The organism is Stenotrophomonas sp. 62841_Sma, from assembly GCF_056482945.1.
In genome coordinates this window covers 3,460,060-3,484,915 of sequence record NZ_CM151224.1, presented here as the reverse complement: position 1 = coordinate 3,484,915, position 24,856 = coordinate 3,460,060, and the positions used below count along the sequence as shown (strand labels likewise).

Annotated in this window: 21 protein-coding genes; 7 read left to right on the top strand and 14 right to left on the bottom strand. The window is 67.2% G+C overall.

The annotated features are described in order from the left end of the window. Positions 1 to 376: 376 nt before the first annotated feature. Positions 377 to 2,941 (bottom strand): bifunctional lysylphosphatidylglycerol flippase/synthetase MprF, encoded by a 2,565-nt coding sequence (gene mprF / locus ACZK5G_RS16455; protein WP_478464104.1) that lies wholly within the window; start codon positions 2,939 to 2,941, stop codon positions 377 to 379. A 192-nt stretch (positions 2,942 to 3,133) separates the two neighbouring features. Here mprF and ACZK5G_RS16450 point away from each other — a divergent pair, with 192 nt between their 5' ends. Further along, positions 3,134 to 3,481: a RidA family protein gene (locus tag ACZK5G_RS16450; RefSeq protein WP_005410556.1), complete on the top strand. Its 348-nt coding sequence runs from the start codon at positions 3,134 to 3,136 to the stop codon at positions 3,479 to 3,481. Between the two features lie 151 nt (positions 3,482 to 3,632). Here the strand turns inward: ACZK5G_RS16450 and rnfB are convergent, their stop codons facing one another. From rnfB to ACZK5G_RS16405, 9 genes are all read right to left on the bottom strand, one after another. Beyond that, positions 3,633 to 4,046: an Rnf electron transport complex subunit RnfB gene (gene rnfB, locus ACZK5G_RS16445; RefSeq protein WP_080291848.1), complete on the bottom strand. Its 414-nt coding sequence runs from the start codon at positions 4,044 to 4,046 to the stop codon at positions 3,633 to 3,635. Between the two features lie 25 nt (positions 4,047 to 4,071). Continuing rightward, positions 4,072 to 4,662 (bottom strand): HAD family hydrolase, encoded by a 591-nt coding sequence (locus tag ACZK5G_RS16440; protein WP_049463206.1) that lies wholly within the window; start codon positions 4,660 to 4,662, stop codon positions 4,072 to 4,074. A 76-nt stretch (positions 4,663 to 4,738) separates the two neighbouring features. Next, complete coding sequence (metG, locus tag ACZK5G_RS16435) at positions 4,739 to 6,820, bottom strand: methionine--tRNA ligase (RefSeq protein ID WP_478464103.1); 2,082 nt, start codon at positions 6,818 to 6,820, stop codon at positions 4,739 to 4,741. Between the two features lie 102 nt (positions 6,821 to 6,922). After that, complete coding sequence (locus ACZK5G_RS16430) at positions 6,923 to 7,366, bottom strand: DUF2147 domain-containing protein (RefSeq protein ID WP_032130402.1); 444 nt, start codon at positions 7,364 to 7,366, stop codon at positions 6,923 to 6,925. A gap of 196 nt (positions 7,367 to 7,562) precedes the next feature. Beyond that, positions 7,563 to 7,967 carry an SMU1112c/YaeR family gloxylase I-like metalloprotein gene (gene gloA2 / locus ACZK5G_RS16425; protein ID WP_049463208.1) on the bottom strand — a complete coding sequence of 135 codons (405 nt, stop codon included), beginning with the start codon at positions 7,965 to 7,967 and terminating at the stop codon, positions 7,563 to 7,565. Then, entirely contained in the window at positions 7,964 to 9,034 is a 1,071-nt protein-coding gene (locus ACZK5G_RS16420; protein ID WP_478464101.1) for a serine hydrolase domain-containing protein, read from the bottom strand. Before ACZK5G_RS16420 ends, gloA2 begins: the two co-directional genes overlap by 4 nt. A gap of 16 nt (positions 9,035 to 9,050) precedes the next feature. Beyond that, positions 9,051 to 10,991 carry a DUF885 domain-containing protein gene (locus tag ACZK5G_RS16415; RefSeq protein WP_478464099.1) on the bottom strand — a complete coding sequence of 647 codons (1,941 nt, stop codon included), beginning with the start codon at positions 10,989 to 10,991 and terminating at the stop codon, positions 9,051 to 9,053. Positions 10,992 to 11,085: 94 nt separating this feature from the next. Continuing rightward, the gene (locus tag ACZK5G_RS16410; RefSeq protein WP_049437362.1) at positions 11,086 to 11,871 is read right to left on the bottom strand and encodes a queuosine precursor transporter; all 786 of its coding nucleotides are present in this window, start codon (positions 11,869 to 11,871) and stop codon (positions 11,086 to 11,088) included. Continuing rightward, positions 11,868 to 12,563, bottom strand: a complete 696-nt coding sequence (locus ACZK5G_RS16405; RefSeq protein WP_005414135.1) for a DUF502 domain-containing protein — start codon at positions 12,561 to 12,563, stop codon at positions 11,868 to 11,870. The genes ACZK5G_RS16410 and ACZK5G_RS16405 overlap by 4 nt, the downstream gene beginning before the upstream one ends. A gap of 76 nt (positions 12,564 to 12,639) precedes the next feature. Here ACZK5G_RS16405 and ACZK5G_RS16400 point away from each other — a divergent pair, with 76 nt between their 5' ends. Then, complete coding sequence (locus ACZK5G_RS16400) at positions 12,640 to 13,956, top strand: hypothetical protein (protein WP_478464098.1); 1,317 nt, start codon at positions 12,640 to 12,642, stop codon at positions 13,954 to 13,956. A gap of 7 nt (positions 13,957 to 13,963) precedes the next feature. Here ACZK5G_RS16400 and ACZK5G_RS16395 read toward each other — a convergent pair whose 3' ends face one another. Further along, positions 13,964 to 14,416 (bottom strand): DUF4442 domain-containing protein, encoded by a 453-nt coding sequence (locus ACZK5G_RS16395; RefSeq protein WP_032128978.1) that lies wholly within the window; start codon positions 14,414 to 14,416, stop codon positions 13,964 to 13,966. 223 nt (positions 14,417 to 14,639) lie between these two features. Here ACZK5G_RS16395 and ACZK5G_RS16390 point away from each other — a divergent pair, with 223 nt between their 5' ends. Next, a complete protein-coding gene (locus ACZK5G_RS16390) occupies positions 14,640 to 15,092 on the top strand; it encodes an REP-associated tyrosine transposase (RefSeq protein WP_071228707.1) in 453 nt (150 codons plus the stop codon). A gap of 267 nt (positions 15,093 to 15,359) precedes the next feature. Next, the gene (locus tag ACZK5G_RS16385; RefSeq protein WP_032130373.1) at positions 15,360 to 16,325 is read left to right on the top strand and encodes an IS110-like element ISStma4 family transposase; all 966 of its coding nucleotides are present in this window, start codon (positions 15,360 to 15,362) and stop codon (positions 16,323 to 16,325) included. A gap of 43 nt (positions 16,326 to 16,368) precedes the next feature. Here ACZK5G_RS16385 and ACZK5G_RS16380 read toward each other — a convergent pair whose 3' ends face one another. The 3 genes from ACZK5G_RS16380 to trxA all read right to left on the bottom strand — a co-directional run bounded on the left by ACZK5G_RS16380 (position 16,369) and on the right by trxA (position 20,653). Further along, on the bottom strand, positions 16,369 to 17,991 hold the full coding sequence (locus ACZK5G_RS16380) for a CHASE2 domain-containing protein (protein WP_049398692.1): 1,623 nt from the start codon (positions 17,989 to 17,991) through the stop codon (positions 16,369 to 16,371). Further along, positions 17,988 to 19,688 (bottom strand): FecR family protein, encoded by a 1,701-nt coding sequence (locus ACZK5G_RS16375; protein ID WP_032128980.1) that lies wholly within the window; start codon positions 19,686 to 19,688, stop codon positions 17,988 to 17,990. The genes ACZK5G_RS16380 and ACZK5G_RS16375 overlap by 4 nt, the downstream gene beginning before the upstream one ends. Positions 19,689 to 19,795: 107 nt before the next feature. Continuing rightward, complete coding sequence (gene trxA, locus ACZK5G_RS16370; protein WP_049463215.1) at positions 19,796 to 20,653, bottom strand: thioredoxin; 858 nt, start codon at positions 20,651 to 20,653, stop codon at positions 19,796 to 19,798. Positions 20,654 to 20,778: 125 nt separating this feature from the next. On the opposite strand from trxA, the gene ACZK5G_RS16365 reads away from it, so the two are divergent. The 3 genes from ACZK5G_RS16365 (at position 20,779) to ACZK5G_RS16355 (ending at position 24,850) form a co-directional block, all read left to right on the top strand. Next, entirely contained in the window at positions 20,779 to 21,381 is a 603-nt protein-coding gene (locus tag ACZK5G_RS16365) for a DUF998 domain-containing protein (RefSeq protein ID WP_164080896.1), read from the top strand. A 105-nt stretch (positions 21,382 to 21,486) separates the two neighbouring features. Then, positions 21,487 to 24,129, top strand: a complete 2,643-nt coding sequence (gene leuS, locus ACZK5G_RS16360) for a leucine--tRNA ligase (protein ID WP_032128983.1) — start codon at positions 21,487 to 21,489, stop codon at positions 24,127 to 24,129. Between the two features lie 136 nt (positions 24,130 to 24,265). Next, positions 24,266 to 24,850: an LPS-assembly lipoprotein LptE gene (locus ACZK5G_RS16355; protein WP_032128984.1), complete on the top strand. Its 585-nt coding sequence runs from the start codon at positions 24,266 to 24,268 to the stop codon at positions 24,848 to 24,850. Positions 24,851 to 24,856 lie beyond the last annotated feature (6 nt).

The window sequence follows — 24,856 nt, the reverse complement described above, 5'->3', positions numbered from 1 at the left end:
GTAGCGTCGAGCCACGCTCGACGGCTGTTGGTAGACGCCGACCTTGGTCGGCGCCGGGGCTGAAGGCGCCGCGGGATGAGCGTGTCGACCAAGGTCGACACCTACCAGGCGCATGTAGCGTCGAGCCACGCTCGACGGCTGTTGGTAGACGCCGACCTTGGTCGGCGCCGGGGCTGAAGGTGCCGTGGAATGAGCGTGTCCACCAAGGTCGACACCTACCAGGCGCATGTAGCGTCGAGCCACGCTCGACGGCTGTTGGTAGACGCCGACCTTGGTCGGCGCCGGGGCTGAAGGTGCCGCGGGATGAGCGTGTCGACCAAGGTCGACACCTACCGGGTGGCAGGTAGCGCCGGGTCATGCCTGGCGGATCGCGGCTTCAATTCCGCCGCGGATCCAGCGAGATCAGGCGCGTGGCATCCAGCAGCGCGGCCGGCAGATGCATGCCGCCGGGCGCGGCGAGATAGCGCGGCCGCCACTGCGGATCGAACTTCGATTTGAAGCGGCGCAGGCCACTGAATCCGTAGAAGCGTTCGCCGTGCCGCGCCAGCAGGCCGGCCAGTCGGTTCCAGCGACCGGCCAGCCGATGCTGTGCCAGCCCGGACAACGGTGCCATGCCCAGCGAGAAACGCGCATAGCCCTGCGCGCGGCCCCACAGGAACAGTTCGATGAAGAGGAAGTCCATCGTGCCCTTCGGTGCTTCGTTGACGTGGCGCATCAGGTCGACCGACAGCTCGGCGCCGGCCGGTGCCTGCCACAGGTTGGCGAACGCCACGATCTGGCCCTCGGCCTCGACCAGCGCCACCGGGAAGCGCACCAGGTAATCCGGGTCGTAGCTGCCCAGCGAGAAGCCCTTCTCATCGCCGGCCTTGTCTTCCAGCCATGCGTTGGAAATTGCGTGCAGGCGCGGCAGCAGGCTGGGAATTTCCTCCACCGGTGCCACGCGGAAGGACAGGCCACCGCGCTTGCCCCGGTTCCAGGCTTGGCGCAGATCGGCGCGTTCGCGGCCTTCCAGGCCGAAGTCATGCAGCGGCACCATCGCTTCCTCGCCCAGCTTGACCAGGCCCAGGCCCAGGTCGAGGTAGGTCTGCCAGTAGGTCTCGCCCACCTGGTAGAACACCGGGCGCAGGCCCAGCCGGTCGGCTTCCTCGCGGAAGCGCCAGATCAACGCGCGCGCCACGTCAGGCGGGCCGACCGGATCGCCCATCGCGATCAGCGAACCGCCGTAGCGTTGCATCATCACGAAGCCCTGTTTCGCGTCATCGCGCAGCACCGCCTTGTCGGCGGTCAGTACCAGGCAGGCCTGGGTATCGGTGGCACCGGCCAGTACCGGCGCCAGCGACTGCAGCGTGGCCTCATCGGCGGGTTGCAGCGGGCTGCGCGTGCTGTGCAGCAACCGCGCCAGGCCGAACATCACCAGCGCGATGGCCACCACCAGCAAGGCACGCAGCGCGCGCGGCGCGTTGCCGGACACCGCGAACTGCCACCACAGCTCGTTCTGGTACTCGACGTGGCTGTAAGTGAAGAACAGCAGCCAGGTGACCGCCACCAGCACCAGGCCGAGATTGCGCAGCCACGGCCACGACCAGGCTTCGTCCAGCAGGGCACCCTGGCGGTAGAACTCGCGGCGTGCGGCCCACAGTGCCATCGCCACCAGCACTGCCGAGACCGCGATCAACAGCTGGCCACCACGCAGCCACAACGGCAACGGGGTGACCACGCACACCACCATCGCCAGCATCCACGCCGCATGGCTGCGCCGGGCCAGGCCCTGGCCGATCAGCAGCAGTGCAACGCCGCTGAGGCTGCCGATCAGATGGGATGTTTCCAGGATCGGCAGCGAGGCATTGACCAGGTGACGGCGAGGCGTCGGCAGCGTGCCGTCGATGACCAGCGCGGCGCCGATGCTGAACACCGCCAGCGCGATGATCTGCGGCAGCCACGGGCGCAGCGCGTTCCAGCCGGCGCGGGTTGCGCCGGCACTGGCCTGCAGCGGCTGACGCAGTGCCGGCGCGAGCGCGAGGAGCGTGGCCAGCACCAGCGGCAGTACGTAGTAGGTGACGCGGTAGATCAGTGCAGCCGCCAGCACCGCAGCCGGTGCCACCTGTGGCAACAGCTTCAACAGGCTCCATTCGAATACGCCCAGGCCCGCGGGAACCGTCGAGACCAGGCCGGCCAGCACTGCCACCAGGTACAGGCCGACGAAGCCCGGCAGGCCGGTCGGCGTGGAGTCCGGCAGCAGCACGTAGAACGCGGCACTGGCCAGCACCAGCTCGATGACGCTGAGGACGGTGACACCGATCATGGTGCGGCGGTCGGGCAGCCACAAGGCATGACCGAACACACTGAACTGCCGTCCTTCGCGGCCGACCAGCAGCACGGTGCCGAGATAGGCGAGCAACGCGACGATGCCGACGATACGTACCGCATTGGGATCCAGCGGCAGCGCCAAGGCTGCGGCAGCCGGTTCCATGCACAGCGCCACACTGATCAGCAGCCATGCACCGAACACGAAACCGAGCGTACTCATCAGCACCACCTGGCCGATCTGCGCCAGGTCCAGGCCGGCGCTGCGGTAGCCGCGCAGGCGTACCGCGCCGCCGGTCAACGCGGCAAAACCCACGGTCTGGCCCAGCGTGTGCGCAAGGAAGGCGGTGATGCCGACGCGCGCGGGGTGCACGCGGATGCCGCTGCGACGCAGGCCGATGGCATCGAAACCGATCAGGCAGGCGTAACTGGCCAGGCCGAGTACCACGGTGAGCGCGATCTGCGTGCCGCTGAGCTGCCGGAACGCCTGGCGGATGGCGCGATAGCCGTGCTCGTCGAACTCGTTGGCCAGGCCGTGCAGGGCCAGGGCGAGGATCAGCAGGGGGATGACGATGGTGGCAACCCGCTTCCAGGTTGGCGTGGAAGAGGCAGTGGTGGAATCGACGGGGGCGGTCATCGGCGCAAGGGTGCGGCAGGAGGGGCGAGGGCGGTGTCAACGCGGGCGTGGCGCATCGTGCGCCTGTCATCGTCATTTGACCAGTGGGACCGTCGGAGTCCGGTAGTGACGTGTCGCGGAGGATGCCCGTGCACCCACCGTCGACCGGTTTGGAGGACAATGCAGGCCTGATCAACCGCAGGAGCCACGCCCATGATGGAGCGTTACGACGTCGGACCGCGCATGTCCGAAATGACCGTATACAACAAGGTCGCCTATCTCTCCGGCCAGATTCCGGAAGACACCAGCCAGGACATCACCGGCCAGACCCGGCAGGTGCTGGCAGAAATCGACAAGCTGCTGGCGTTGGTCGCCAGTGACCGCCAGCACGTGCTGCGCGCCGAGGTGTTCCTGGCCGACATGGCCGACTTCGACGGCATGAACAAGGCGTGGGATGAGTGGGTGGTCGAGGGTGCGACCCCGGCGCGTGCCACGGTCGAGGCCAAGCTGGCCCACGCTGACTGGAAGGTCGAGATCGTAGTGACGGCGGCGGTACCGTAGCGGCAGGCAAGGTCAGGTCCCACCAGCGGAGGGTAGAGTCGACGGTTAGTCGACTATCGCGCGCAGCGCGGGGTTTTGCGCCGCCGGAACGAAGAGCAGTCGACTAACAGTCGACTCTACCCCGCCGCTCCACTGCCGGTTGGTCTGGTGGCTACGTTGGCACCAGCTCGATGCAGTCCACCGGGCACGGTGGAATGCACAGCTCGCAACCGGTGCACAGATCGGCAATGACCGTGTGCATGTACTTGGCGCCACCGACGATGGCATCCACCGGGCAGGCCTGGATGCACTTGGTGCAGCCGATGCAGTCGGCTTCCACGATCAATGCCACCTGCGGCGCCTTGTGCTCGCCGCGCGAACGATCAAACGGAATGGCGGGTACGTCCAGTACCTGCGCCAGTGCGCGCGCGCCAGCGTCGCCGCCCGGCGGGCAGCGGTCCACGCCTGCCTCGCCGCGCGCCATGGCCTGCGCGTACGGGCGGCAGCCGTCGTAGCCGCATTGCCCGCATTGGGTCTGCGGCAGCAGGCGGTCGAGGCGTTCGGTCAGGGGAGGAATCAGGCTCATGCGTGGCGAAGGCTGCGCGTTGGGGTTACTTCAAGGGTTTGCCACGGAACCAGCGCTCGTGGGCCAGCGCCAGCATCGGCTTGTCTTCGGAACTGTCACCGTAGGCATGGATGCGCACGTAGCGTGACAGATCGAACTGGCGGCGGATGTGCTCGACCTTGCGCGGGCCACAGTCGCCACCGGCATAGCGACCTGTGAGACGGCCGTCCTGGCTCTCCAGCCGGTTGCAGATCAACTGCAGGCCCAGCTGTTCGCACCACGGCCGCAGATACAGGTCCAGCGAGCCGGACACGATCACCACGGTGTGCTGCTGTTCCTTGTGCCAGCGGATCTGCTCCAGCATTTCCGGGCGCACCACGTCGGGCAGGAACTCACGCGAGAAGCCGGCGGCCAGCGTGGCGATGTCATCGCTGTGGCGGTCGCTGAAGGTCAAACGGGTGACGCGCGCGCGGATGCGCTCGGCCGAGATCAGCTTCAGCTTGTACGCGGCCAGCCACGGGCCGACCTTCCACCACGCCTGTGCCAGCTGTTCGGCCGTGGCCACGCGGCGCAGGAAACGGCCATAGGTATCGCAGGTGGTCACGGTGTGGTCGAAGTCGAACAGCGCCAGTTCCATTCCGTTGCCTCCCATCGCGTTGCCCCGAGGCCGGTGCTGCCGGCGGGCGTGGCCGCAACCACGCCCGCTGCGGGCATCAGCGGACCGGCATGCCCGGCTGCGCGCCGCTGTCGGCGTCCAGCAGCGCCAGCGCGCCGCCGTCGAAACCGGCCGACAGGATCATGCCTTCGCTCAGGCCGAAGCGCATCTTGCGCGGGGCCAGGTTGGCGATGAACACCACACTGCGGCCGACCAGCTTCTCCGGCTCGCCGTAGCTGGCGCGGATGCCGGAGAAGATCTGGCGCTTGCCCAGCTCGCCGGCGTCCAGTTCGAAGCGCAGCAGCTTGTCAGAACCTTCCACGAACTCGCAGACCAGCACCTTGCCGATGCGCAGGTCGAGCTTGGCGAAATCGTCGATGCCGATGTAGGCCGGAGCATCGGCACCCTTGGCTTCGTCCTTGGCCGGTGCCGGTGCGGCCGGCTTGGCGGCGTCGGTCTTGGCGGCGGGGGCGGCAGCGGCGGCCGGCTGCAGGGTGTCCTTGGAGGCGTCGATCATGGCGTCAATCTTCTTCGGGTCGATACGGGTGAACAGCGGGGTGTACTCGGTGATGCGGTGGCCCAGCAGCGGCTGCGCCAGTTCGGTCCAGTCGGTCACCGGCGCGGCCAGGAAGGCCTCGGCCTGCGCAGCGGTGGCCGGCAGCACCGGCTTCAAGGCGGTGACCAGCACGCGGAACAGGTTCAGGCCCTGGCTGCACACGGCCTGCAGCTGCGCGTCGGCGCCATCCTGCTTGGCGATCACCCACGGCTTGACGTCGTCGATGTAGCGGTTGGCTTCGTCGGCCAGGGTCATGGTCAGGCGGATCGCCGCGGCCGGATCGTTGCGCTCGTAGGCTTCACGGATCGGCGCCAGGCCGTCGACGAAGCGCTGGTACTGCGCCGCATCGGGCAGCTGTGCGGCCAGCTGGCCGTCGAAACGCTTGCTGATGAAGCCGGCGCAGCGGCTGGCCAGGTTGACGAACTTGCCGACCAGGTCGGCGTTGACGCGGGCGATGAAGTCACCCAGGTTCAGGTCGAGATCGTCGACGCCACCGCCGGACTTGGCGGCGTAGTAGTAGCGCAGCGCTTCCGGCTCCAGGCCGGCGTCGAGGAAGGTACGCGCCATCACGAAGGTGCCGCGCGATTTGCTCATCTTGGCGCCGTCTACGGTCAGGTAGCCGTTGACGTGCAAGCGGGTTGGCGCGCGGTGGCCGGTGCCATGCAGCACCGCCGGCCAGAACAGGCCGTGGAAGTTGACGATGTCCTTGCCGATGAAGTGGTGCAGCTCGGTGGCGGTGCCGGCGCGCAGGTGCGCTTCGAAGTCTTCGCCGAGCTTGCCGCACAGGGTCTGGAAGCTGGACAGGTAGCCGATCGGCGCATCCAGCCAGACGTAGAAGTACTTGCCCGGCTGGCCCGGAATCTGGAAACCGAAGTACGGTGCGTCGCGCGAGATGTCCCACGCGCGCAGGCCACCTTCGGCATTGAGCCACTCACCCAGCTTGGCCTTCACGCCCGGCAGGGCGACATCGCCGGCCAGCCATTCGCGCAGGAATGCATCGAAGTGGCCCACCTCGAAGAAGAAGTGCTCCGAATCGCGCATTTCCGGCGTGGCACCGGAGATGACCGAACGCGGCTCCTTCAGGTCGGTCGGCGCATAGGTGGCGCCGCAGACTTCGCAGTTGTCGCCGTACTGGTCGGGGCTGCCGCAGTTCGGGCAGATGCCCTTGACGTAGCGGTCGGGCAGGAACATGCCCTTGGCCGGGTCGTAGAACTGCGCCACCGAGCGGCGGCTGATGTGGCCGGCCGCTTCCAGCTTCAGGTAGAACTGCTCGGTCAGCGCCTGGTTGGCCGCCGAATTGGTCGAGTCGTAGTGATCGAAGGCCACGCCGAAGGCGGCGAAGTCACGTTCGTGACTGGCCTGGATGTTGGCGATGAAGGTTTCCGGGGTGACCCCGGCCTTCTCCGCGGCCAGCATGATCGGCGTGCCGTGGGTATCGTCGGCGCAGACGAACCAGGCCTTGCCGCCACTCATTCGCCGCGCACGCACCCAGATGTCGGCCTGGATGTAGCCGACCAGGTGGCCCAGGTGGAGCGGGCCGTTGGCGTAGGGCAGGGCGGTGGTGACGAGCGCGGTACGGGTCATGGTCGCGGGGTGCAGCCGAGGGGAACCGCAGATTATCGCATGCCTGCAACGAGGTGACCCGGCCGGGGCCGGGTCACGGGGGTACGGCGCGGGCCTGGGGGCTTACTCGCGCTGCCAGGTCTGCGCGCGGCAGATGAAGGCGATGCAGCCGGACACGTCCAGCTTGGTGCCACCCGGCTGCAGCTCCATCTTCGACTTGTAGGTCTTGCCGTTGGCCGGGTCGAGGATGGTGCCGCCGGACCACTTGTTGGCGCCGTCGGCCTTCAGGTTCCAGAGGATGGTCATGCCCTTCACCGGCTTGTTCTTGTTGGCGCCTTCACAGCCGTCGCAGACCGGGTTCGGGCCCTTGTCCGAGTGCAGGATGTCGACCACCTTGCCGGTCAGCGTGCCGTTGGCGGCCTGGCTGATCTCGACGATCGACTTCACCTTGCCGGTCTTGTCGTCGATGGTCTTCCAGCGGCCGGCGGCGCCGTCGGCGGCCTGTGCCGACAGGGCGGCCAGGCACAGCGGCAGTGCCAGCAGCAGGGTCTTGAAGGTGTTGCGCATGGTCCCCTCCCAGGGTTCATTCCGGCACGCTGCCGGCATGGGTCGACTGTATACCCATTCGGCGGGGTATGGGGAAGGGGGGCTTTGCAGGGCTGCGCCCCGCCTCTGACAGATTTCTGCGGCTGTTGGTAGGTGTCGACCTTGGTCGACACGGTAGATCCACGCCATGCGTGGATGAATCTCGATTGAAGAACGCTCAACCGACTTCGTACAGCTCCAGCGGCAGGTCGTCGGGGTCGGCGAAGAAGGTGAAGCGGCGGCCGGTGTATTCGTCCACGCGGATCGGTTCGCACACCACGCCATGCGCAGCCAGACGCTGGATGAAGGGTTCCAGCCGGGCGACGCGGAACGCGAGGTGGCGCAGGCCCTGGGCTTCCGGGCGGCTGGGACGGGGCGGCGGCGAGGGGAAGGAGAACAGTTCCAGCTGGCCACCGTCGGGCAGGGCCAGGTCCAGCTTCCAGGAATCGCGCGCGGCACGGTGGTTCTCGGCCAGCACGCGCAGGCCGAGGATGCGCACGTAGAAGTCCTTCGAGCGTGCGTAGTCGCTGCAGATCAGTGCGGCGTGGTGGATGCCCAGCAGGGCGTCGGCATCGCGGGTCATTGCAGGGTGTCCAGCCAGCGCTGGGCGATCTTCAGCGCCAGCGGATAGGGTTCGGGGTCGTTGCGGTTGGTCAGCACGATCACGGTCAGGTGCTTTTCCGGATGGCGCACGATCACGTTGCGGAAACCGATGCTCTCGCCGCTGTGCCATTGCACCGGCCCGTTCAGGCGCCAGCCGAAGCCGTAGTGCGGCACGTCGGCTTCAGGCGTCGACGTGGCCGGGCTGAACATCGCGCGGCGCGAGGCCTTCGACAGCAGGCGGTCGTCGTACAGCGCCGCATCCCAGCGGGCCAGGTCGTCCAGCGAGGAATAGATGCCGCCATCGCCGAGCACGGCGCTGGTGGTGCTCTGGTCGGTGCGTTGCCAGCGACCGTCGATCCAGCTGTAGCCATAGGCACGTGCTGGCACCGTATCGACACCGTCCTGGTGGGCCACGGTGTGGGCCATGCCCAGCGGCGCGAAGACGCGCTGCTGCAGGAAGGCGGCGAAATCCTGGCCGGAGGCGCGGCCGACGATCATTGCCAACAGTGCATAGCCGCTGTTGCTGTAGCGGTACTGCGTGCCCGGTGCGAAGTTCAGCCGGTCCTGGCGCGACAGCAGGGCCAGCACATCGGCATCGTGTACCTGCCGTGTGTCCGCCGGGTCCATCAGGTCTTCGTAGTCGAGCAGGCCGCTGGTGTGCGAGAGCAGCTGGCGGATCGTGATGGCCGCTGCAGCCGGCGGCAACTCGGGCAGCCACTGCCGGGCCGGCTGGTCGAGCCCAAGCCGGCCATCCTCCACCAGCAGCAGTACCGCCGCAGCGGTGAACTGCTTGCTGACCGAGGCCAGCCGGAAGTTGCTGGCCGGGGTGACTGCGGTGCCGTCTTCCAGCACCGCCAGGCCGTAGCCGCGGCGGAACACCGGTTGCCCGTCATGCAGCACCAGCACAGCGGCGCCGGGCACCTGGCCGTCGTAGGCCTGCATCAGGCCGTCGATGCCCGCATCCGGTGGGGTCAGCACCGGTGCGGCGGAGGTGGCCAGCGGCAGCAGGCCCAGCACGGCGGCGAACAGGGCGATGGCAGGGCGCATGGCGGCTCCGGAGGGGTCAGGGTGAAGGCGCGGGCGTGGCGCTGGCCGGCTGCGCCATCCAGCGCTCCATCTTGCGGTCCAGCACGTCCAGCGGCATCGAGCCATCCTTCAGCAGTTCGGCGTGGAAGCGGCGCAGGTCGAAGGCGGCACCCTGGCGTGCCTTGGCCTTGTCGCGCAGGGCGACAATGGTGGTCAGGCCGGCCACGTTGGACAGCGCCTGGCCGGGCTGGGCCATGATCCGCTCGACTTCGGCGTTGGCGTCATCGCTGCTCATGTCCACGGTCTTCTGCAGGTATGCCACGGCCTGCTGCTTGCTCCAGCCCTGGGCGTTCACGCCGGTGTCGGCCACCACGCGGGCAGCGCGCAGCAGGCGCGAATACAGGTAGCCGATGCGATCGTAGGGATCGGTGTAGATGCCCAGGTTCTCACCCAGTGTTTCGGCATACAGGCCCCAGCCTTCGACGAAGGCGAGATCGCCACCCAGGCGGCGGAAGCGCGGCAGCTTGGCCAGCTCCTGCTGCAGGCCCAGTTGCACGTGGTGGCCGGGGATCGCTTCATGCAGGTACTGCACCGGCACGTTCCAGCGCTTGCGGCTGGCCAGGTCGCGGGTGTTCACGTACAGCACGCCCGGTTGCCCGGCCGCAGACGGCTGGTAGGCCGCTGCTGCGGCGGTCAGTGCACGCTCCGGTTCCACCGCGCGCACGTCCAGCGTGGACTTGGGCAGGGTATCGAGCACCTGCGGCAGGCGTGCGTTGACCTGCTGCTGCACCTGGCGATAGCGGTTGATCAACGCATTGGCGTCGCCGTACTGGAACTGGCGGTCGTTACGCATGCTGCGCAGCAGCTTGGCCGGCGTGCCGCGCAGCTTGGCGTCCTTCATCACCGTGGCGATCTGCGCCTGCAGTTCCTGCACGCGCTGTTCGCCCAGCGCGTGCAGCTGCGCGGCGGTCTGGTCGCTGGCCGTGGTCTGCACGATCAGGTTGGCGTACCAGGCCTGGCCATCGGGCAGCGCGCCGAGGCCACTGCTGGCACGCGTGGCGGGCAGGTATTCGGTGGCGATGAAGCCGCGCAGGGCGCGGTAGGCCGGCATGATGCGCAGTTCGATCATGCGCTTGTATTCGGCGCTGATGCGCGCCTTGTCCTCGGCCGCGATGGTGTTGGGCATGGTGCGGATCGGCGACCAGAAGATGCTCTCTTCAGCGGTCGGCTTGATCACTGCATCCAGCTGCGGCAGCACTTTTTCCATCAGGTCGCGTGGCTGCACCACGCCGGCCTTCATGCCCTGGCGCATGTTGTCGATGGCCTGGTCGAACAGCTCGGGAATGCCCAGCGAACGGCGCGACCAGGTGTCGTAGTCCTGTACGGTGTTGAACGGCTGCGCGCCGGCACCTGCACCGAGGATCGCCATGATGCTGCCGACGTTGTAGTACTGGCTGATCGGCATCATCCAGCTCGGGTAGCACTCGGCGGCCAGCGAAGCGCGCGCGTCGCGCACGAAGATCTCGTAGCTGAGCAGGTCCTGGCCCTGCAGGCCGTCGCTGCCGAGTTTCTCGACCTTGCCCAGCCACTCGGTGGTGAAGTCGTGCGATTGCTGGCGCCACGCGGCGGACAGGATGTTGGGCAGCTGGTCGTTGTAGCGGGCCTCGCCCTGGAAGGTTGCCTGCAGCGGATTCAACCGCATCGAGGCATCCCAGTATTCGTCATACAGGCGCTCCAGCTGCACCTGCTTGGGTACGGCGCGGGCCGGTGCGACCGGACGCGGCGTGGCGCGGCGCGCCGAACTGCCACGGGCCGGCGCGGTAGCGCGGGCAGGCCGGGCCTTGGGCTTGGCGGCCTGGCGGGTCTGCGCGGCGGCAGGGCGGCTGGCCTTCTTTTTCGCTGCTTCGGCCGACGGCACGGCGCTGAACAGGAACAACGCGGCGATGGCGGCGGCCAGGGCGCGGGTGGGATGCGGCATCAGGAGCTTCCGTGGAACACAGACCGTGGAGCTTGCACGATCCGGCCGCGTACGGCCAGCGTGAAGGCGCAGTCAGCTTTTTGTTGCTGGGGCTTCAGTCAGCCGCAGCGGCGGCGCGCAACGATGCGGCTCGCTCGGCACCCAGATAGCGGGTGATGGCACGCCGCATCAGGTACAGCAACGGAATCAGGGCGATCGCAAAGCCCATCTTGTAGATGTAGTTGACACTGCTGACCGCCAGGAACAGCGAGGTCGGCCAGTGCTGCGGGCCCAGCACGAAGGCGATCCAGATCACCACGAAGCTGTCCACCACCTGCGAGATCGCGGTCGATCCGGTCGCACGCAGCCACACGTGGCGTTCGCCGGTGGCCTGGCGGATGCGGTGGAACACCGCCACGTCGATCAGCTGGCCAAGGAGGAAGGCCACCAGCGAACCGGCGATGGTCCACATGCCCTGGCCGAACACGGCTGCGAACGCGGCCTGGTAGTCGGGCACACCGTGGCCATCCATCGACGTGACCCACCAGCTGGCCGGCGCCAGCGAAATGGCCGCGAAGGCGAACAGGAAACCGTAGCCGATCAGCACCACCGCCAGCCACGAGATGAAGCGCACGCCGCGCTTGCCGAAAAACTCGTTGATGGTGTCGGTCATGATGAACACCACCGGCCACAGCAGGGTACCGGCGGTGAAGCTGAGCGAGCCGGTCTGGCCGAACAGGTTCCAGTTCAGCGGGGCGATGCCCAGGGTGTCTTCCAACGCGAAGATCTTCACCCCGATCAGCTCGGCCAGCACCGCATTGCCGCAGAAGAACGCGGCCAGCACGATGAACAGCAGGACCGCGCGGTCCTGCAGCGGGCGCTCGATCGGCGCCGGGGTCATTCGGTGCGTTCGCCGGTGCGTTCGCCGGCGCGGGTGAACGGCACGCTGGACGGTGCGACGGCGCCGCCGGAAATGATGAAGCTCATGGCCTGGTCGACGGTCCAGTCAGTCGGGGTCAGCAGTTCCACCGGCACGATTTCCAGATAGCCCGAGGTCGGGTTCGGCGTGGTCGGTACATACACCGCGGCCAGCTCACGGTCGGTGCCGTGTTCCTTGATCACGCGGGTGACCAGTCCGACCGATTTCATGTCGCGGTGCGGGAAGTCGATCAGCACCACGCGCTGGGTGCTGCCCGGTTCGGTCTGCAGCATGTCCAGCAGCTTCTTTGCGCTGTCGTAGATGATGCTGGCCAGCGGAATGCGCTTGATGACCGCGCCCACCCAGCGCAGCAGGCGTTGGCCGAGCACGCGGCGGCTGGCCACGCCCACCGCCAGGATCACCAGCAGGGTGGCCAGCAGGGCGATGGTGTCCTGGATCCATTCGGCGCGGACCCAGCCGAGGTAGTGCGGGAAGCTTGTCGCGATCTGCTCGGACAGCGGTACCACCAAGGGGCTGGAAATGCCCGACAGCAGCACGAACACGAACTTGACCACGACCCAGGTCAGCCAGATCGGCAGCAGGGTGAGCAGGCCGGTCAGGAACAGGCGCTGCAGGGAGGGGCGGGGGACCAGGGCGGGGGCTTCGAGCGACATGCGCGCATTGTAGCGGTCACTGCCGGTCGATTACGCTGGGGAATCGACTGCGGCAACGGCACATGGAAGGGAAGCTGTGTTGAAGATTCTGCGCGGACTGGGCTGGACCCTGGCAGGCCTGCTGGTGCTGGCCATCGTGGTGTGGTGCGCCTCGCGCATGTGGCCGGTGCCCGAATCGCGGCTGCAGGCGCAGCAGCGACTGGAAGCACGCCTGCCGGCGACCGGCCACAACGGTTATGCCCTGTTGTGGACGCTGCCGTTCGACGATCTGGATGCCCGCCAGCGCGAGCAGGCGTTGGCCGAGGACGTGCGCCGTTGGGAGGCCGACCTGCGGGGCAGCAGCGGCGGCCAGACACACCTGGTGGCCAACCATGCCGAGCTGCGCTCGCGGCCCGGTGCCAGTTGCGGGCCGGCCGCCAGCGGCTGCCTCGCCCAGGTCCGCGCGGACCCGCAACGCTTCGTGGAGGCCCATGCTGGGCACCAGCAGTTGCATGCGCGGCTGGATCAGCTGGCCGAAGCGGACTACTTCATGTCGCCGTTCCCGCCGAAGGGCGAGGGCGTTCTGGTTCCGTTGCCGACCTATGGCGTGGTGATGGACGCCACCAGTGCACGCGCGCTGGCGTACGTGCAGGGCGATATCGACGGTGCCCTGCGAGGTGCCTGCCGTGGCTTGCAACTGGGCCGGCGGCTGTTGCCCGGCAGCAGCTATCTGGTCGAGAGCATCATCGGTGCCAGCCTGGTGCAGGCCAATGCCCAGCTGCTGGCCGACATGCTGGTCGAACTGCCGGCCGACCACCCCTTGCCGGTGGAGTGCGAACAGGCCATGCAGCCGCTGCGGGCCGAGGAACAGAGCCTGTGCCGTGCCATGCAGGGTGAGTACGCGATGAGCCGGGCGGCGATCGAGACATCGGCGCGGGAGTTCGGCGGCGTGCTGGTGCTGGATCGCAGCAGCACCCTGGCCCGCGTGGCCGGCAATCTCGGCTGGGCCTGTGGCGCGGCAGCCACATCGGCGCTGGAAGCGGATCGCCCGTTGCCAGTGCCGGCGCCACCGCAGCATGACTTCGGCTGCCTGTCGAACGTCATGGGCTGCGTGCTGACCGATATCGCCGCGCCGATCTATCCTGCCTATTCGTCACGGCCACAGGATGCTGCGGCGATGGTGCGGCTGCTGGGGGCGCAGCGTTGGCTGCGGCAGCAGACGGATGATCCGGTGGACGCACTGCAGAGGCTGCCGGTGCAGTTCCGCTCGCCGGTGCGGGCGCCGCAGCTGTCGGCCGACGGCCGCCACCTGCAGGTGCCGCGTCGCTGTCCAGCGCGCAGCGCTGAAGAGAACCCGTGGCTGTCGGTGCCGTTGCAGAAGGAATCGGCTTCGACTGCTGCGGGACGCGACTGAAGCGCGCTCAGCGTGCGTGCGGCTTCAACCGCAGGTAGACCTGCTTGCGCACCTGGGCGACCACCTCGCCGCTTTCATCGACGACATCATTGCTGAACCATCTCAGCACTTTGTCACCAGCGGCCGCTTCGGCGCGCAGTTCGTCCAGCAGTGCGTCATCGATGCGGAACGACGTACGTACGGTGCCTCTGCCGGGCTTGAGGAAATCGATGGCACCGGCACGGTCCCACACGTAGTAGTCGCGGCCGAGGATGTGCAGCAGGCCAAGCATCCAGAACGGATCGGTCATCGCAAACAGGCTGCCGCCGAAATGCGTGCCGACGTAGTTGCGGTTCCAGGGCCGCATGCGCAGTTCGACGTCGATCTGCCGGTAGTCCGGCGAGACCCGGGTGACGTGGATGCCGGTGAACAGGAACGGCGGCCAGAGATTGATACCGAAGCGGAACAGGCGGGCGTTCATGCGGGTCCGGGGGCGCAGGGCGAGGCGCCCAGTCTAACCATTCGCATGCGTATGTTGCACCCCGGGCGAGCGTCCGCACAATTCGGGCGTGGTCCGGCGAATTGTAGAGTCGAGCTTGCTCGACTGCTTTCAGGGGCCGCAGCGAATACGCTCGACGCCATCCGATAGCTATTTCAGGGTTTTCCCGATGGGTACGGCTCGGTCCCCGGTCCATGCTGTTTACATGCCCAGCCCTGCCTTGTTGCGCGGTCGATTTTCCGCAATCGGATGCTTCTACGTAGTCACCACTGTCACTGCGGGTCGTCGACGCATCTTTGCAGATACGCGACACGCGGCGACCCTGATGGACGGCCTTCGTGACAGTGACCGCCGTGGACTCACGCGATCATTTGCCTGGGTGGTAATGCCCGATCATCTGCACTGGGTCATGCAGCTGCGTCAAGGAACCCTGGGGCGATGCATGCAGTCACTGAAGTCCAGAGTGGCCATTGCAGTCAATGCGCACTCCGATGAAGAACTGCCGGTGTGGCAGCGGGGCTACTACGATCATCTGATCCGGAATGAGGAGGATGTTCGGCAACAGTCACTGTATGTACTGGCCAACCCCGTGCGCGCGGGCCTGACATCGCGGCTGGGAGACTATCCGCTTGCGTGGTGTCGCTGGCCGCTGGAATGAGGCGGAGGCAGTCGAGCAAGCTCGACTCTTGTGTCTTGGATCGTGCCCTGATCAGGCACAATCCCCCGGTGACCCGGGAGGCTCCGATGACGCTGCCTCGGCTCTTAAGCCTTCGAGCTTGCAAAGTAGATTCAGCGCGTCGGCGGCCTGACACCGCCATGGAACTTGAACGGTATCTTAGGCCCGCCATCGGGTGAGAGCCTGTACTCACAAGGGCAAGTCTGGCGGCTTCCGATCACGATCGTAAGTTCAAGCTGGAGCGAAATCATGCAATTTATCGGCATCGACGCAGCCAAGGCGACTTTTGACATCGCCCTGCCTCTATCTCACGGCAAGTATCGAACCAAGGCCAAACTCCCCAATACGCCAAAGGGTTTTGATGAGCTTCTGGCTTGGCGCGCCAAACATGCGCCGAACGCGGCGGTAGGTATGGAGGCTACAGGCATCTATCACGAGGCCTTGGCTCAAGCACTGGTGGAGGCAGGGGTCGTGGTTCATGTGGCCAATCCCGCCCGAGTAAAGGCGTTTGGGCAGGCGGAGGGGATGCGGACCAAGACTGACCGCAGCGACGCCAAGCTGATTGCCCGTTTTTTTGAGGCACAACGCTCGGAAAAGCTATATCCCTACGTTCCACCGACGCCCTCGGAGGTGAAGCTGCGCGCCTTGGTACGGCGTCGAGATGACCTCCAGGAAATGCTGCAGATGGAGCACAACCGCCTGGACGTTGCCGATATCTCGGTCCAGCAAGGGATCAAGGATGTGATCCGGACGTTGGAAGAGCAGATCAAGCAGGTCCAGAAGGCGATTGAGGACCATATCGATAACGATCCGGACCTGCGCCGGCGTCATCAACTGCTTACCAGCATCCCCGGTGTAGGCAACACCAGCAGTGCCCAGCTGTTGGCCATTCTGGGGGATCTAAGCAAATACAGCGACGTGCGCCAGGTGGTTGCCCACGCGGGCCTGAATCCGGCCCAGCGTCAATCAGGAAACTACGAAGGCAAATGCCGGATATCACGCGTCGGCGACGCCAATTTCCGCAAAAAGCTGTACATGCCGGCGCTGACCGGGAAGACCCACAACCCCACACTGAAGTCCTTTGCAGACCGGCTCAGCGCGAAAGGCAAGCCCTTCAAGGTCGTCATGTGTGCAGTGATGCGCAAGCTCATCCATCTGATTTGGGGCGTACTGAGAAGTGGCCGACCCTTTGAGCCTGACGTCGCCCTTGCCTAGGCGAGGGCGACACGGTATCTACAGGTGGTGTGCATGTCCTGCTTCATGCGCCGTCGATGACATACCCGTCGCGGCCGTTGGCCTTGGCCTGGTACAACGCGGTGTCGGCGCCTTCGACGAAATGGTGTGGTTGCAGCGTTCCGTCGGGTACGCGGGTGAACACGCCGATGGTGAGGGTGACGCCTGCTTCGCTGCCGTCACCGGGCGCCGGCAGTGCACGCACGCAGGCGATCAGGTCCTCGATGACCTGGCGCGCGCCCTCGGCCGGGGTATCGGGCAGCACCAGTGCGAACTCGTCGCCACCGTAGCGCGCGGCCATGTCGCGAGGGCGTCGCGCATGCGCACCGATCAGGCGTGCAACATCGCGCAGCACGCGGTCGCCGACCTGATGGCCGTGGCGGTCGTTGTGGCGCTTGAAATGGTCAACGTCGATCAGTGCGAGGCTCAAGGACTTGCCACTGCGTCGCGCGGCATCGCATTCCTGTTGCAGCGACTGCTCGAAACGCAGGCGATTGCCGAGACCGGTCAGCGCATCGCGGTTGGCCAGGCGGTGCCAGGCCGAGACGCGCCAGGTCGCCCAGGCCAGCAGCACCAGCAGGATGCCCAGCATGGCGCTGGCCGGTGCCCACCACAGGTCACCGGCGCGCAACAGCAACCAGCTCAGCAGCGGTGGAAGCGGCAGCGAGCACAGCGCCGCGAGCCATGGCAGGCGCAGGCCGAGCAGGATCACGCACAGTGCCACCAGTACGCCACTGATGGCGTGCTGCCAGAGGCGGGGCAGCAGGTCGATCTGCTTGTGCTGCAGCAGCATCGAAGCGATGTTGGCCTGGTACTCACTGCCGCTCATCCAGAACTCGCGGGTGGTCGGGGTCAGCAGCCGCGGTGCGATGCCGCTGGCGGTCATGCCCACCACGATGCGGCGGCCGTGCAGCATCGCCATGTCCACGTGACCATCCAGCACATCGGCATAGGACACCTGCGGCAGGCGTTCGGGCGGTCCGGCATAACGCACCCGCACGTAGTCGTTGCGCCGCCATTGATAGGGCGAACCGATCTCCGGGTCGGGGTCGGGCAGGCCGTGCACCGCGCCCGCCGGCAGGTCGGCCAGCGCCAGGCCCAGTGCTGGCCAGTGGGCCTGGCCGATGCCGGCACGCAGGTACACGCCGCGCGCGACACCATCGCCATCCACTTCCACATCGGTGTGGCCGATCGCTGCGGCACTAGCCGCGATCTGCGGAATCGGCAGCATTTCCTCGGCCATGCGGTCGCCGGCGGCCGGTGCCGCGAGTACCGGCAGCACCACCCGGCCGTTGCGGCGTATCGCGGCGGCCAGTTCATCGTCCTGGCGGCTGTCGCGACGATCAGGTTCGGACAGCATCAGGTCCAGTGCGACGCGCTCGGCACCGGCATCGGTCAGCCGGTCGAGCAGGCGGGCATGGATCGAGCGGGGCCAGGGCCATTGGCCGATGCGCTGCAGGCTGCCCTCGTCGATGGCCACGATCAGCACGCTGGGGTCGGGGCGGTAGTCCCAGTTGCCGACCATGGCGTCGTAGGCCGCTTCGTCCTGTCGCCACAGCCACTGGCCCTGGCTGGCGATCACCGTCAACACCCCGGCCAGCAGTGCCAGCAGGATCCGCTTCGGCCACGGCAGCGGCGAGCGCCTCATAACAACAGCAACAGCAGCAGGGCACCACCACCGGCGCCGTAGCACAGGCGGCAGGGCAGCTTGATCTGCTGGGCCGGTGAGTACTCACCCGCATGACCATCGTCGTCGATGTACTGCACACGCACATGCAGGGTGCCGCTCCACGGCCGCTTGAAGCTGACCTGCGGCTCGCTCACGGTCTGGTCGACCAGGGGCGCCCTGAAGTCGCCACGACGGTCCACCTGCACCCGGTACTGCTGGCCTTCGCTGCCGGCCTGCCAACGCAGGGTCAGTTCGCCATGCGCGGCCTCAGGCGGCTGCAGGGCAGGGTCGACCGGTTCATTGCTCAGTTGCAGGGGCAGGGCCTGGCCGTAGCGGCCCTGATGGCCGTTGCCGTCGCGCGACGCCACCCGCCAGAAGTACTCGCCGGGCGGCAGCGGCTGCGCCAGGCGCAGGTCGGTACCTGGGGTGCTCTGTTCCTGCAGTGGCTGCACGAAGCTCGGCTCGGTGGCGATCTGCAGCACGCTGCTGCGCGCGCCCGGCGCCTGGCTCCAACGGAAGCGCGGGCGGTCACTGTTGACGGTCTGCCCATGCAGGGGGGCCACGGTGAGCGGCGGCGGGGGCTGGTCGCTGAGTTCGAAATCGGCGCTGGCGTCGAGGCCTTCCACGCCCTGTGCATCCACCGCGCGCAACAGGATGCGCAGCTGGCCGGGGGGCAGGTCACCGATCGCCAGCCGGGTGTCGGCGGTGGTGGCGGCAAACAGCAGGATTTCCGGCGTCGCTGCCTGTACAACTTCCACGCGGTAGCGCGCGGCGCCGTCGACGGGGTCCCAGGCAAGCAGGGTCGGCAGGGGCGCCAGGCGCACCTCGTCGCTACGCAGCTGCGGCGCTGGAAGAAGGGCGGAGACAGCGTCCGGTGCGGCATCGGCGCTGCTGCTGCGGCTGGCCTGTCCAGGCTGGACCAGGCGCTTGCCGTGGGTGTTGCCGACCTGCACCTTGCCCTGCAGTACTTCGGTGGCAGCCACCTGGCCGGTGTCACCGGCGCTGACCCGGAAGACGGTGCCGCGCACGCTGCTGGTCGCCGTAGGTGCATCGATGATGTAGCGCGAGGCCGGGCCACGGGCAGGTGTTACCCGATTGCTGGCGCGGCCCTGCTGCAGGCGCAGGCGGGTATCGACCATGCCGGTGTGGCCGTAGCGGCTGAGCTGGTCCAGGCGCAGCCGGGAGTACTCGCGCAGCTGCAGGCGCGAGGCGTCAGCGAATTCAAGCGTGACGCTGGAGTCGCCTTCGGTCTGCACGGTGTCACCGATGCGAAGTTGTTCCCCTGCGAGTATCGCGCGCGAGGCACTGCCATCGGCGCCTGACAGTTCGACCTTGCCGCGCACCGACAGCACGCGGGCAGGTGCCGGTTCGATGCGCAGCCAGCTGATCGGGAAGCGCAGCAGCTGCCCCGGTGGCAGCTGGTAGGGGTTGTCGATGCGGTTGTGCTGTTGCAGCTGCTGCCAGCGCACCGAGGGCTTGAGGTACAGGCCTCCCAGATCCCACAGGGTATCGCCGGGACGGACCCGGTAGTTCCAGTCCTGGGCGGCGGCCATGGCCGGCAGGAAGAGAAGAGCGCAGAGCAGCGCGCCCTGGAAGCGCATGGCGAACGACAGCGAGCGGACGAAGGTCACAGTTTGCAATCCCGGCAATGCGGGGGCGCAGCTGCAAGACCCCATGGCCCCGACCTCATCCCCCCGAACGGATCGTGGCGACCGTACGGCCGCCATCCCGCGCATTATTGCCCGCGTTCAGTGCAGGGATTCTGAACGAAGTGGGTTCCCGTTCAGAACAGCAGGGAGGCCATCCGGCGGCGGTACTGGCCGACCAGGTCCTCGTCGGAGATCACATTGAAGGCGTCGATCAGGGCCTTGCGCGGCAGTCCGTCCTCGAACGTGCGGTCGATCCGCAGCATTTCCAGGAACTGGGCCAGCGCGGCTTCGTCGTGGCCACCGAGCAGCAGCTGTACGCCACGCAGGTGGCGTGCCTTGAGGTCCTTGCCATCGGCGGCGATGCGCGCGTCCAGCACTTCGGCGGCCGGGGCGTCCTTCAGGGCCGAGGCGAAGGCCAGCCGGGCGCGTGCACGCACGGCACGGTCGTCGGTGGCCAGGTTGGCGGGCAGGCCATCGATCAGCAGACCGGCTTCATCCACACCACCGATCTGCAGCAGGGCCAGCGCCAGGTCGAGCTTCAGCTCGTCCTTGTCCGGCTCGGCGGCGATCTGCGCGCGCAGCACGTCCACCTGCGCCTGCGGGTCCAGCGGCGCTTCGTCTTCGGCGACGGCGTCGCCGATGTCGGCCGGCACGATGCCGTGCTGGGCCAGGAATTCACGCAGCTGGCCTTCCGGGATGGCCCCCGGGAAGCCGTCCACCAGCTGGCCGCCCTTGACCAGGAACACGGTCGGCACCGAGCGGATCTGGAAGGCGGCGGCGATCTGCTGTTCCTTGTCGACGTCGACCTTGGCCAGTTCGAAGGCGCCGTTGTACTCGGCAGCCAGCTTTTCCAGCATCGGCCCGAGGGTCTTGCACGGCCCGCACCAGGTGGCCCAGAAGTCGACCAGCACCGGCGTCTGCAGCGACTTCTGCAGGACTTCGGCCTCGAAGGTCGCAGTGGTGGCGTCGAATACGTAGGTCGTCTCGGTCATGGGGGGAAGCATCGTTTGGCGTCTGGAGACTGATTCTATGGTGACGATCGATGCCGGTCTCAACCCGGGTTGTAGTAAATGCCTGACAATGCCGCCTTCCTGTCGCCGTCCTTTCCGGAGCCTGCATGTCGTCCCTGTCCCCGTTGCTGCGCCTGTCCGGTCTGGTCGCCGCACTGCTGTTCGTGCTGGCGGTGCTCGGTTTCGGCGCCGGCCTGGATGGCTACGCACAGGCTCGCCACCCGGTGGCGCTGCTGGGAGCACAGGGGGTGCCGCATGCGCTGGCCTTCAATCTGCTGGGCTTGGTGCTGCCGGGCCTGCTGGCGGTGGTTGTGGCCGAGTGCCTGCGCCGTGGGCTGCCGGCAACCGCCGGCTGGGCGCCGCGGGTGGGCAGCCAGATGCTGCTGCTGGCCGGGTTGGCGTTCGCCGCGATGGGGCTGCTGCCGCTGGATGTGGATGACCTGCACGGGCCGGCCAGCCAGCTGCATGCCAGCGCCTGGATGATCTGGGTGCTGGGCTTCGTCGCCGGCACCCTGTTGCTGGGCACGTCGCAGTTGCGCCAGGCGCATGGCCGCGCGCTGGGCGCAGTGGCGCTCGCCTGTGGCGTACTGGCCGCGCTGGCGGCGTTTGCCCTGCAGGGCGTGTTGGCGGCGCCGCTGGCACAACGGCTTGCGTTCGCCTGCTGGACGGCCTGGCTGGCCCTGGCCCTGCCGTTGTCGCGGCCGCGCTGAGACCGGCCTCGGGCGCTCGCGGAGCCGGCCTTCAGCGGGCGGGATTGGAGACGTTTGCCGCACTGCGGTACGCTGTACCGCTTTGCCGCCGCATCCGCGTGTTCCATGACCAGCGCTGAAACCAACGCCTACGACCCGCAGCAGGTTGAATCCGCCGCCCAGCAGTACTGGGACGCCACCCGTGCCTTCGAAGTCGACGAGACTTCGGACAAGCCGAAGTACTACTGCCTGTCGATGCTTCCGTACCCGTCCGGTGCGCTGCACATGGGCCACGTGCGCAATTACACGATCGGCGACGTGATCAGCCGCTACAAGCGCATGACCGGCCACAACGTGCTGCAGCCGATGGGCTGGGACGCGTTCGGCCTGCCGGCGGAAAACGCCGCGATCAAGAACAAGACCGCACCGGCGGCCTGGACCTACAAGAACATCGAGCACATGCGTGGCCAGTTCAAGGCCATGGGCTATGCCGTTGACTGGTCGCGCGAGTTCGCCACCTGCCGCCCGGACTACTACGTCCACGAGCAGCGCATGTTCACCCGCCTGATGCGCAAGGGCCTGGCCTACCGCCGCAATGCGGTGGTGAACTGGGACCCGGTCGACCAGACCGTGCTGGCCAACGAGCAGGTGATTGACGGCCGCGGCTGGCGCTCCGGCGCCCTGGTCGAGAAGCGCGAGATTCCGCAGTGGTTCCTGCGTATCACCGATTACGCCCAGGAACTGCTGGACGGCCTGGACGAGCTGGACGGCTGGCCGGATTCGGTCAAGACCATGCAGCGCAACTGGATCGGCCGCTCCGAGGGCCTGGAAATCCAGTTCGACGTACGTGACGTTGACGGCGGCGTGCTGGATCCGCTGCGCGTGTTCACCACCCGTCCGGATACCGTGATGGGCGTGACCTTCGTGTCGATCGCCGCCGAACATCCGCTGGCGCTGCATGCGGCGAAGAACAACCCGGAACTGGCCGCGATGCTGGCCGACCTGAAGCAGGGTGGCGTGTCCGAGGCGGAACTGGAAACCCAGGAAAAGCGCGGCATGGACACCGGCCTGCGTGCGCTGCATCCGGTCACCGGCGAGCCGGTGCCGGTGTGGGTCGCCAACTTCGTGCTGATGGGCTACGGCACCGGCGCGGTGATGGCTGTGCCGGGTCATGACCAGCGCGACAACGAAGTGGCCAACAAGTACGGCCTGCCGATCAAGCAGGTGATCGCACTGAAGGATGCGCGCACCGAAGAAGAGCGCACCTGGGATGGCAGCCGCTGGCAGGACTGGTACAGCGACAAGAGCCGTGCCTTCGAGCTGGTCAACTCGGCCGAGTTCGATGGCCTGGATTTCCAGGGTGCCTTCGAAGCCCTGGCCGAACGATTCGAGCGCAAGGCGCAGGGCCAGCGCCGCGTCAACTACCGCCTGCGCGACTGGGGCGTGAGCCGCCAGCGCTACTGGGGCTGCCCGATTCCGGTGATCTACTGCGCCAAGTGCGGTGCGGTGCCGGTGCCGGAAGAACAGCTGCCGGTGGTGCTGCCGGAGGACGTGGCATTCTCGGGTACCGGTTCGCCGATCAAGACCGATCCGGAATGGCGCAAGACCACCTGCCCGGACTGCGGCGGCGCGGCCGAGCGCGAGACCGACACCTTCGACACCTTCATGGAGTCGAGCTGGTACTACGCCCGCTACACCTCGCCGGGTGCCCGTGATGCCGTCGACAAGCGCGGCAACTACTGGCTGCCGGTCGACCAGTACATCGGTGGCATCGAGCACGCGATCCTGCACCTGATGTATTTCCGCTTCTATCACAAGCTGCTGCGCGACGCGCGGATGGTGGACAGCAACGAACCGGCGCGCAATCTGCTGTGCCAGGGCATGGTGATTGCCGAGACCTACTACCGCCCGAACCCGGATGGCTCGAAGGACTGGATCAACCCGGCCGATGTGGAAGTGCAGCGCGACGAGCGCGGCCGCATCACCGGCGCGACCCTGATCGCCGACGGCCAGCCGGTGGTGGTCGGTGGCACCGAGAAGATGTCCAAGTCGAAGAACAACGGCGTGGACCCGCAGGCGATGGTCGACAAGTACGGCGCCGACACCGTGCGCCTGTTCTCGATGTTCGCCGCGCCGCCGGAACAGTCGCTGGAGTGGAACGAAGCCGGCGTGGATGGCATGGCCCGCTTCCTGCGCCGCCTGTGGGCCCAGGTGCAGAAGCATGCCGCCGATGGCGCCGCTCCGGCGCTGGATGTTGCAGCACTGGATGCCAACCAGAAGGCACTGCGCCGCAAGACCCACGAGACCATCGGCAAGGTCGGTGACGACTATGGCCGCCGCCACAGCTTCAACACCGCCATTGCCGCGGTGATGGAACTGATGAACGCGCTGGCCAAGTTCGAGGACGGCAGCGCGCAGGGGCGCGCGGTGCGCCAGGAAGCGCTGCAGGCCATCGTGCTGCTGCTCAACCCGATCACCCCTCACGCCAGCCATGCCTTGTGGCAGGTGTTGGGCCATGGCGAGACCCTGCTGGAAGACCAGCCGTTCCCGCAGGCCGATGCCGGTGCGCTGGTGCGCGACGCACTGACCCTGGCCGTGCAGGTCAACGGCAAGCTGCGTGGCACCATCGACGTGGCAGCCGACGCCGCGCGCGAGCAGGTCGAGGCACTGGCCCTGGCCGAGCCCAACGCGGCCAAGTTCATGGAAGGCCTGACGGTGCGCAAGATCATCATCGTGCCGGGCAAGATCGTGAACATCGTCGCCGCCTGATGTACCCCGTACCGGCCACCCGCGTGGTGGCCGGTACCATTCCGGTGCAGGGCCCGGCGTTTGATGGCCCTGCATTCACGCGGCTTCGGGCACGCTGTGTGTTGCCGTGATCGCCCGGCTCCGCCAGACTGTCTCCATGACCCGAATCCTGCTTGCCCTCGTTCTTGTCCTCGGCCTTGCCGGCTGCGGTTTCCATCTGCGCAACAAGCTGATGCTGCCGACCGACACAGCACCGGTGAAGGTGGTTTCCACTGCGCCGTACAGCGAACTGGTCAAGCTGCTCAACCGCAGCCTGCTGGCCTCAGGCGCCAGGCTGGCCGATGAGGACAGCAAGGAGCCCAGCGCCCAGCTGCAGGTACTGTCCGAGCGCTGGGGCGACCTGCCGATCGCCATCGACTCGCAGGGCCGTGCGCAGGAATACAGCCTGCGCTACGCGGTGATCTTCATCTTCCGTCGCGAAGACGGCAGCGAACTGGTGCCGCAGCAGGTGATCGAGCTGTCGCGCGACTACGTGTCGCCGCCGACCGACGCCACCGGTACCACCACCGAACGTGAAATCCTGGCCAATGAACTGCGCCGGGAAATGTCCGCCTCGATCATCCGCCGCATCGACAGCGTGGTGCGTGCCGAGATCGAGAAGGGCGGCAGCCTGTCGGCGCCGAAGGACAAGCCCATCGAAGGCGCGGTACCGGCCGAGCCGGTCCCCGCAGCCAAGCACTGAGCCGCG

What these genes read in the sequence shown, in the direction of transcription:
- mprF (WP_478464104.1), bottom strand. Translation starts at nt 2,941, where the DNA reads ATGACCGCCCCCGTCGATTCCACCACTGCCTCTTCCACGCCAACCTGG.
- ACZK5G_RS16450 (WP_005410556.1), top strand. Translation starts at nt 3,134, where the DNA reads ATGATGGAGCGTTACGACGTCGGACCGCGCATGTCCGAAATGACCGTA.
- rnfB (WP_080291848.1), bottom strand. Translation starts at nt 4,046, where the DNA reads ATGAGCCTGATTCCTCCCCTGACCGAACGCCTCGACCGCCTGCTGCCG.
- ACZK5G_RS16440 (WP_049463206.1), bottom strand. Translation starts at nt 4,662, where the DNA reads ATGGAACTGGCGCTGTTCGACTTCGACCACACCGTGACCACCTGCGAT.
- metG (WP_478464103.1), bottom strand. Translation starts at nt 6,820, where the DNA reads ATGACCCGTACCGCGCTCGTCACCACCGCCCTGCCCTACGCCAACGGC.
- ACZK5G_RS16430 (WP_032130402.1), bottom strand. Translation starts at nt 7,366, where the DNA reads ATGCGCAACACCTTCAAGACCCTGCTGCTGGCACTGCCGCTGTGCCTG.
- gloA2 (WP_049463208.1), bottom strand. Translation starts at nt 7,967, where the DNA reads ATGACCCGCGATGCCGACGCCCTGCTGGGCATCCACCACGCCGCACTG.
- ACZK5G_RS16420 (WP_478464101.1), bottom strand. Translation starts at nt 9,034, where the DNA reads ATGCGCCCTGCCATCGCCCTGTTCGCCGCCGTGCTGGGCCTGCTGCCG.
- ACZK5G_RS16415 (WP_478464099.1), bottom strand. Translation starts at nt 10,991, where the DNA reads ATGCCGCATCCCACCCGCGCCCTGGCCGCCGCCATCGCCGCGTTGTTC.
- ACZK5G_RS16410 (WP_049437362.1), bottom strand. Translation starts at nt 11,871, where the DNA reads ATGACCCCGGCGCCGATCGAGCGCCCGCTGCAGGACCGCGCGGTCCTG.
- ACZK5G_RS16405 (WP_005414135.1), bottom strand. Translation starts at nt 12,563, where the DNA reads ATGTCGCTCGAAGCCCCCGCCCTGGTCCCCCGCCCCTCCCTGCAGCGC.
- ACZK5G_RS16395 (WP_032128978.1), bottom strand. Translation starts at nt 14,416, where the DNA reads ATGAACGCCCGCCTGTTCCGCTTCGGTATCAATCTCTGGCCGCCGTTC.
- ACZK5G_RS16390 (WP_071228707.1), top strand. Translation starts at nt 14,640, where the DNA reads ATGCCCAGCCCTGCCTTGTTGCGCGGTCGATTTTCCGCAATCGGATGC.
- ACZK5G_RS16385 (WP_032130373.1), top strand. Translation starts at nt 15,360, where the DNA reads ATGCAATTTATCGGCATCGACGCAGCCAAGGCGACTTTTGACATCGCC.
- ACZK5G_RS16380 (WP_049398692.1), bottom strand. Translation starts at nt 17,991, where the DNA reads ATGAGGCGCTCGCCGCTGCCGTGGCCGAAGCGGATCCTGCTGGCACTG.
- ACZK5G_RS16375 (WP_032128980.1), bottom strand. Translation starts at nt 19,688, where the DNA reads ATGGGGTCTTGCAGCTGCGCCCCCGCATTGCCGGGATTGCAAACTGTG.
- trxA (WP_049463215.1), bottom strand. Translation starts at nt 20,653, where the DNA reads ATGACCGAGACGACCTACGTATTCGACGCCACCACTGCGACCTTCGAG.
- ACZK5G_RS16365 (WP_164080896.1), top strand. Translation starts at nt 20,779, where the DNA reads ATGTCGTCCCTGTCCCCGTTGCTGCGCCTGTCCGGTCTGGTCGCCGCA.
- leuS (WP_032128983.1), top strand. Translation starts at nt 21,487, where the DNA reads ATGACCAGCGCTGAAACCAACGCCTACGACCCGCAGCAGGTTGAATCC.
- ACZK5G_RS16355 (WP_032128984.1), top strand. Translation starts at nt 24,266, where the DNA reads ATGACCCGAATCCTGCTTGCCCTCGTTCTTGTCCTCGGCCTTGCCGGC.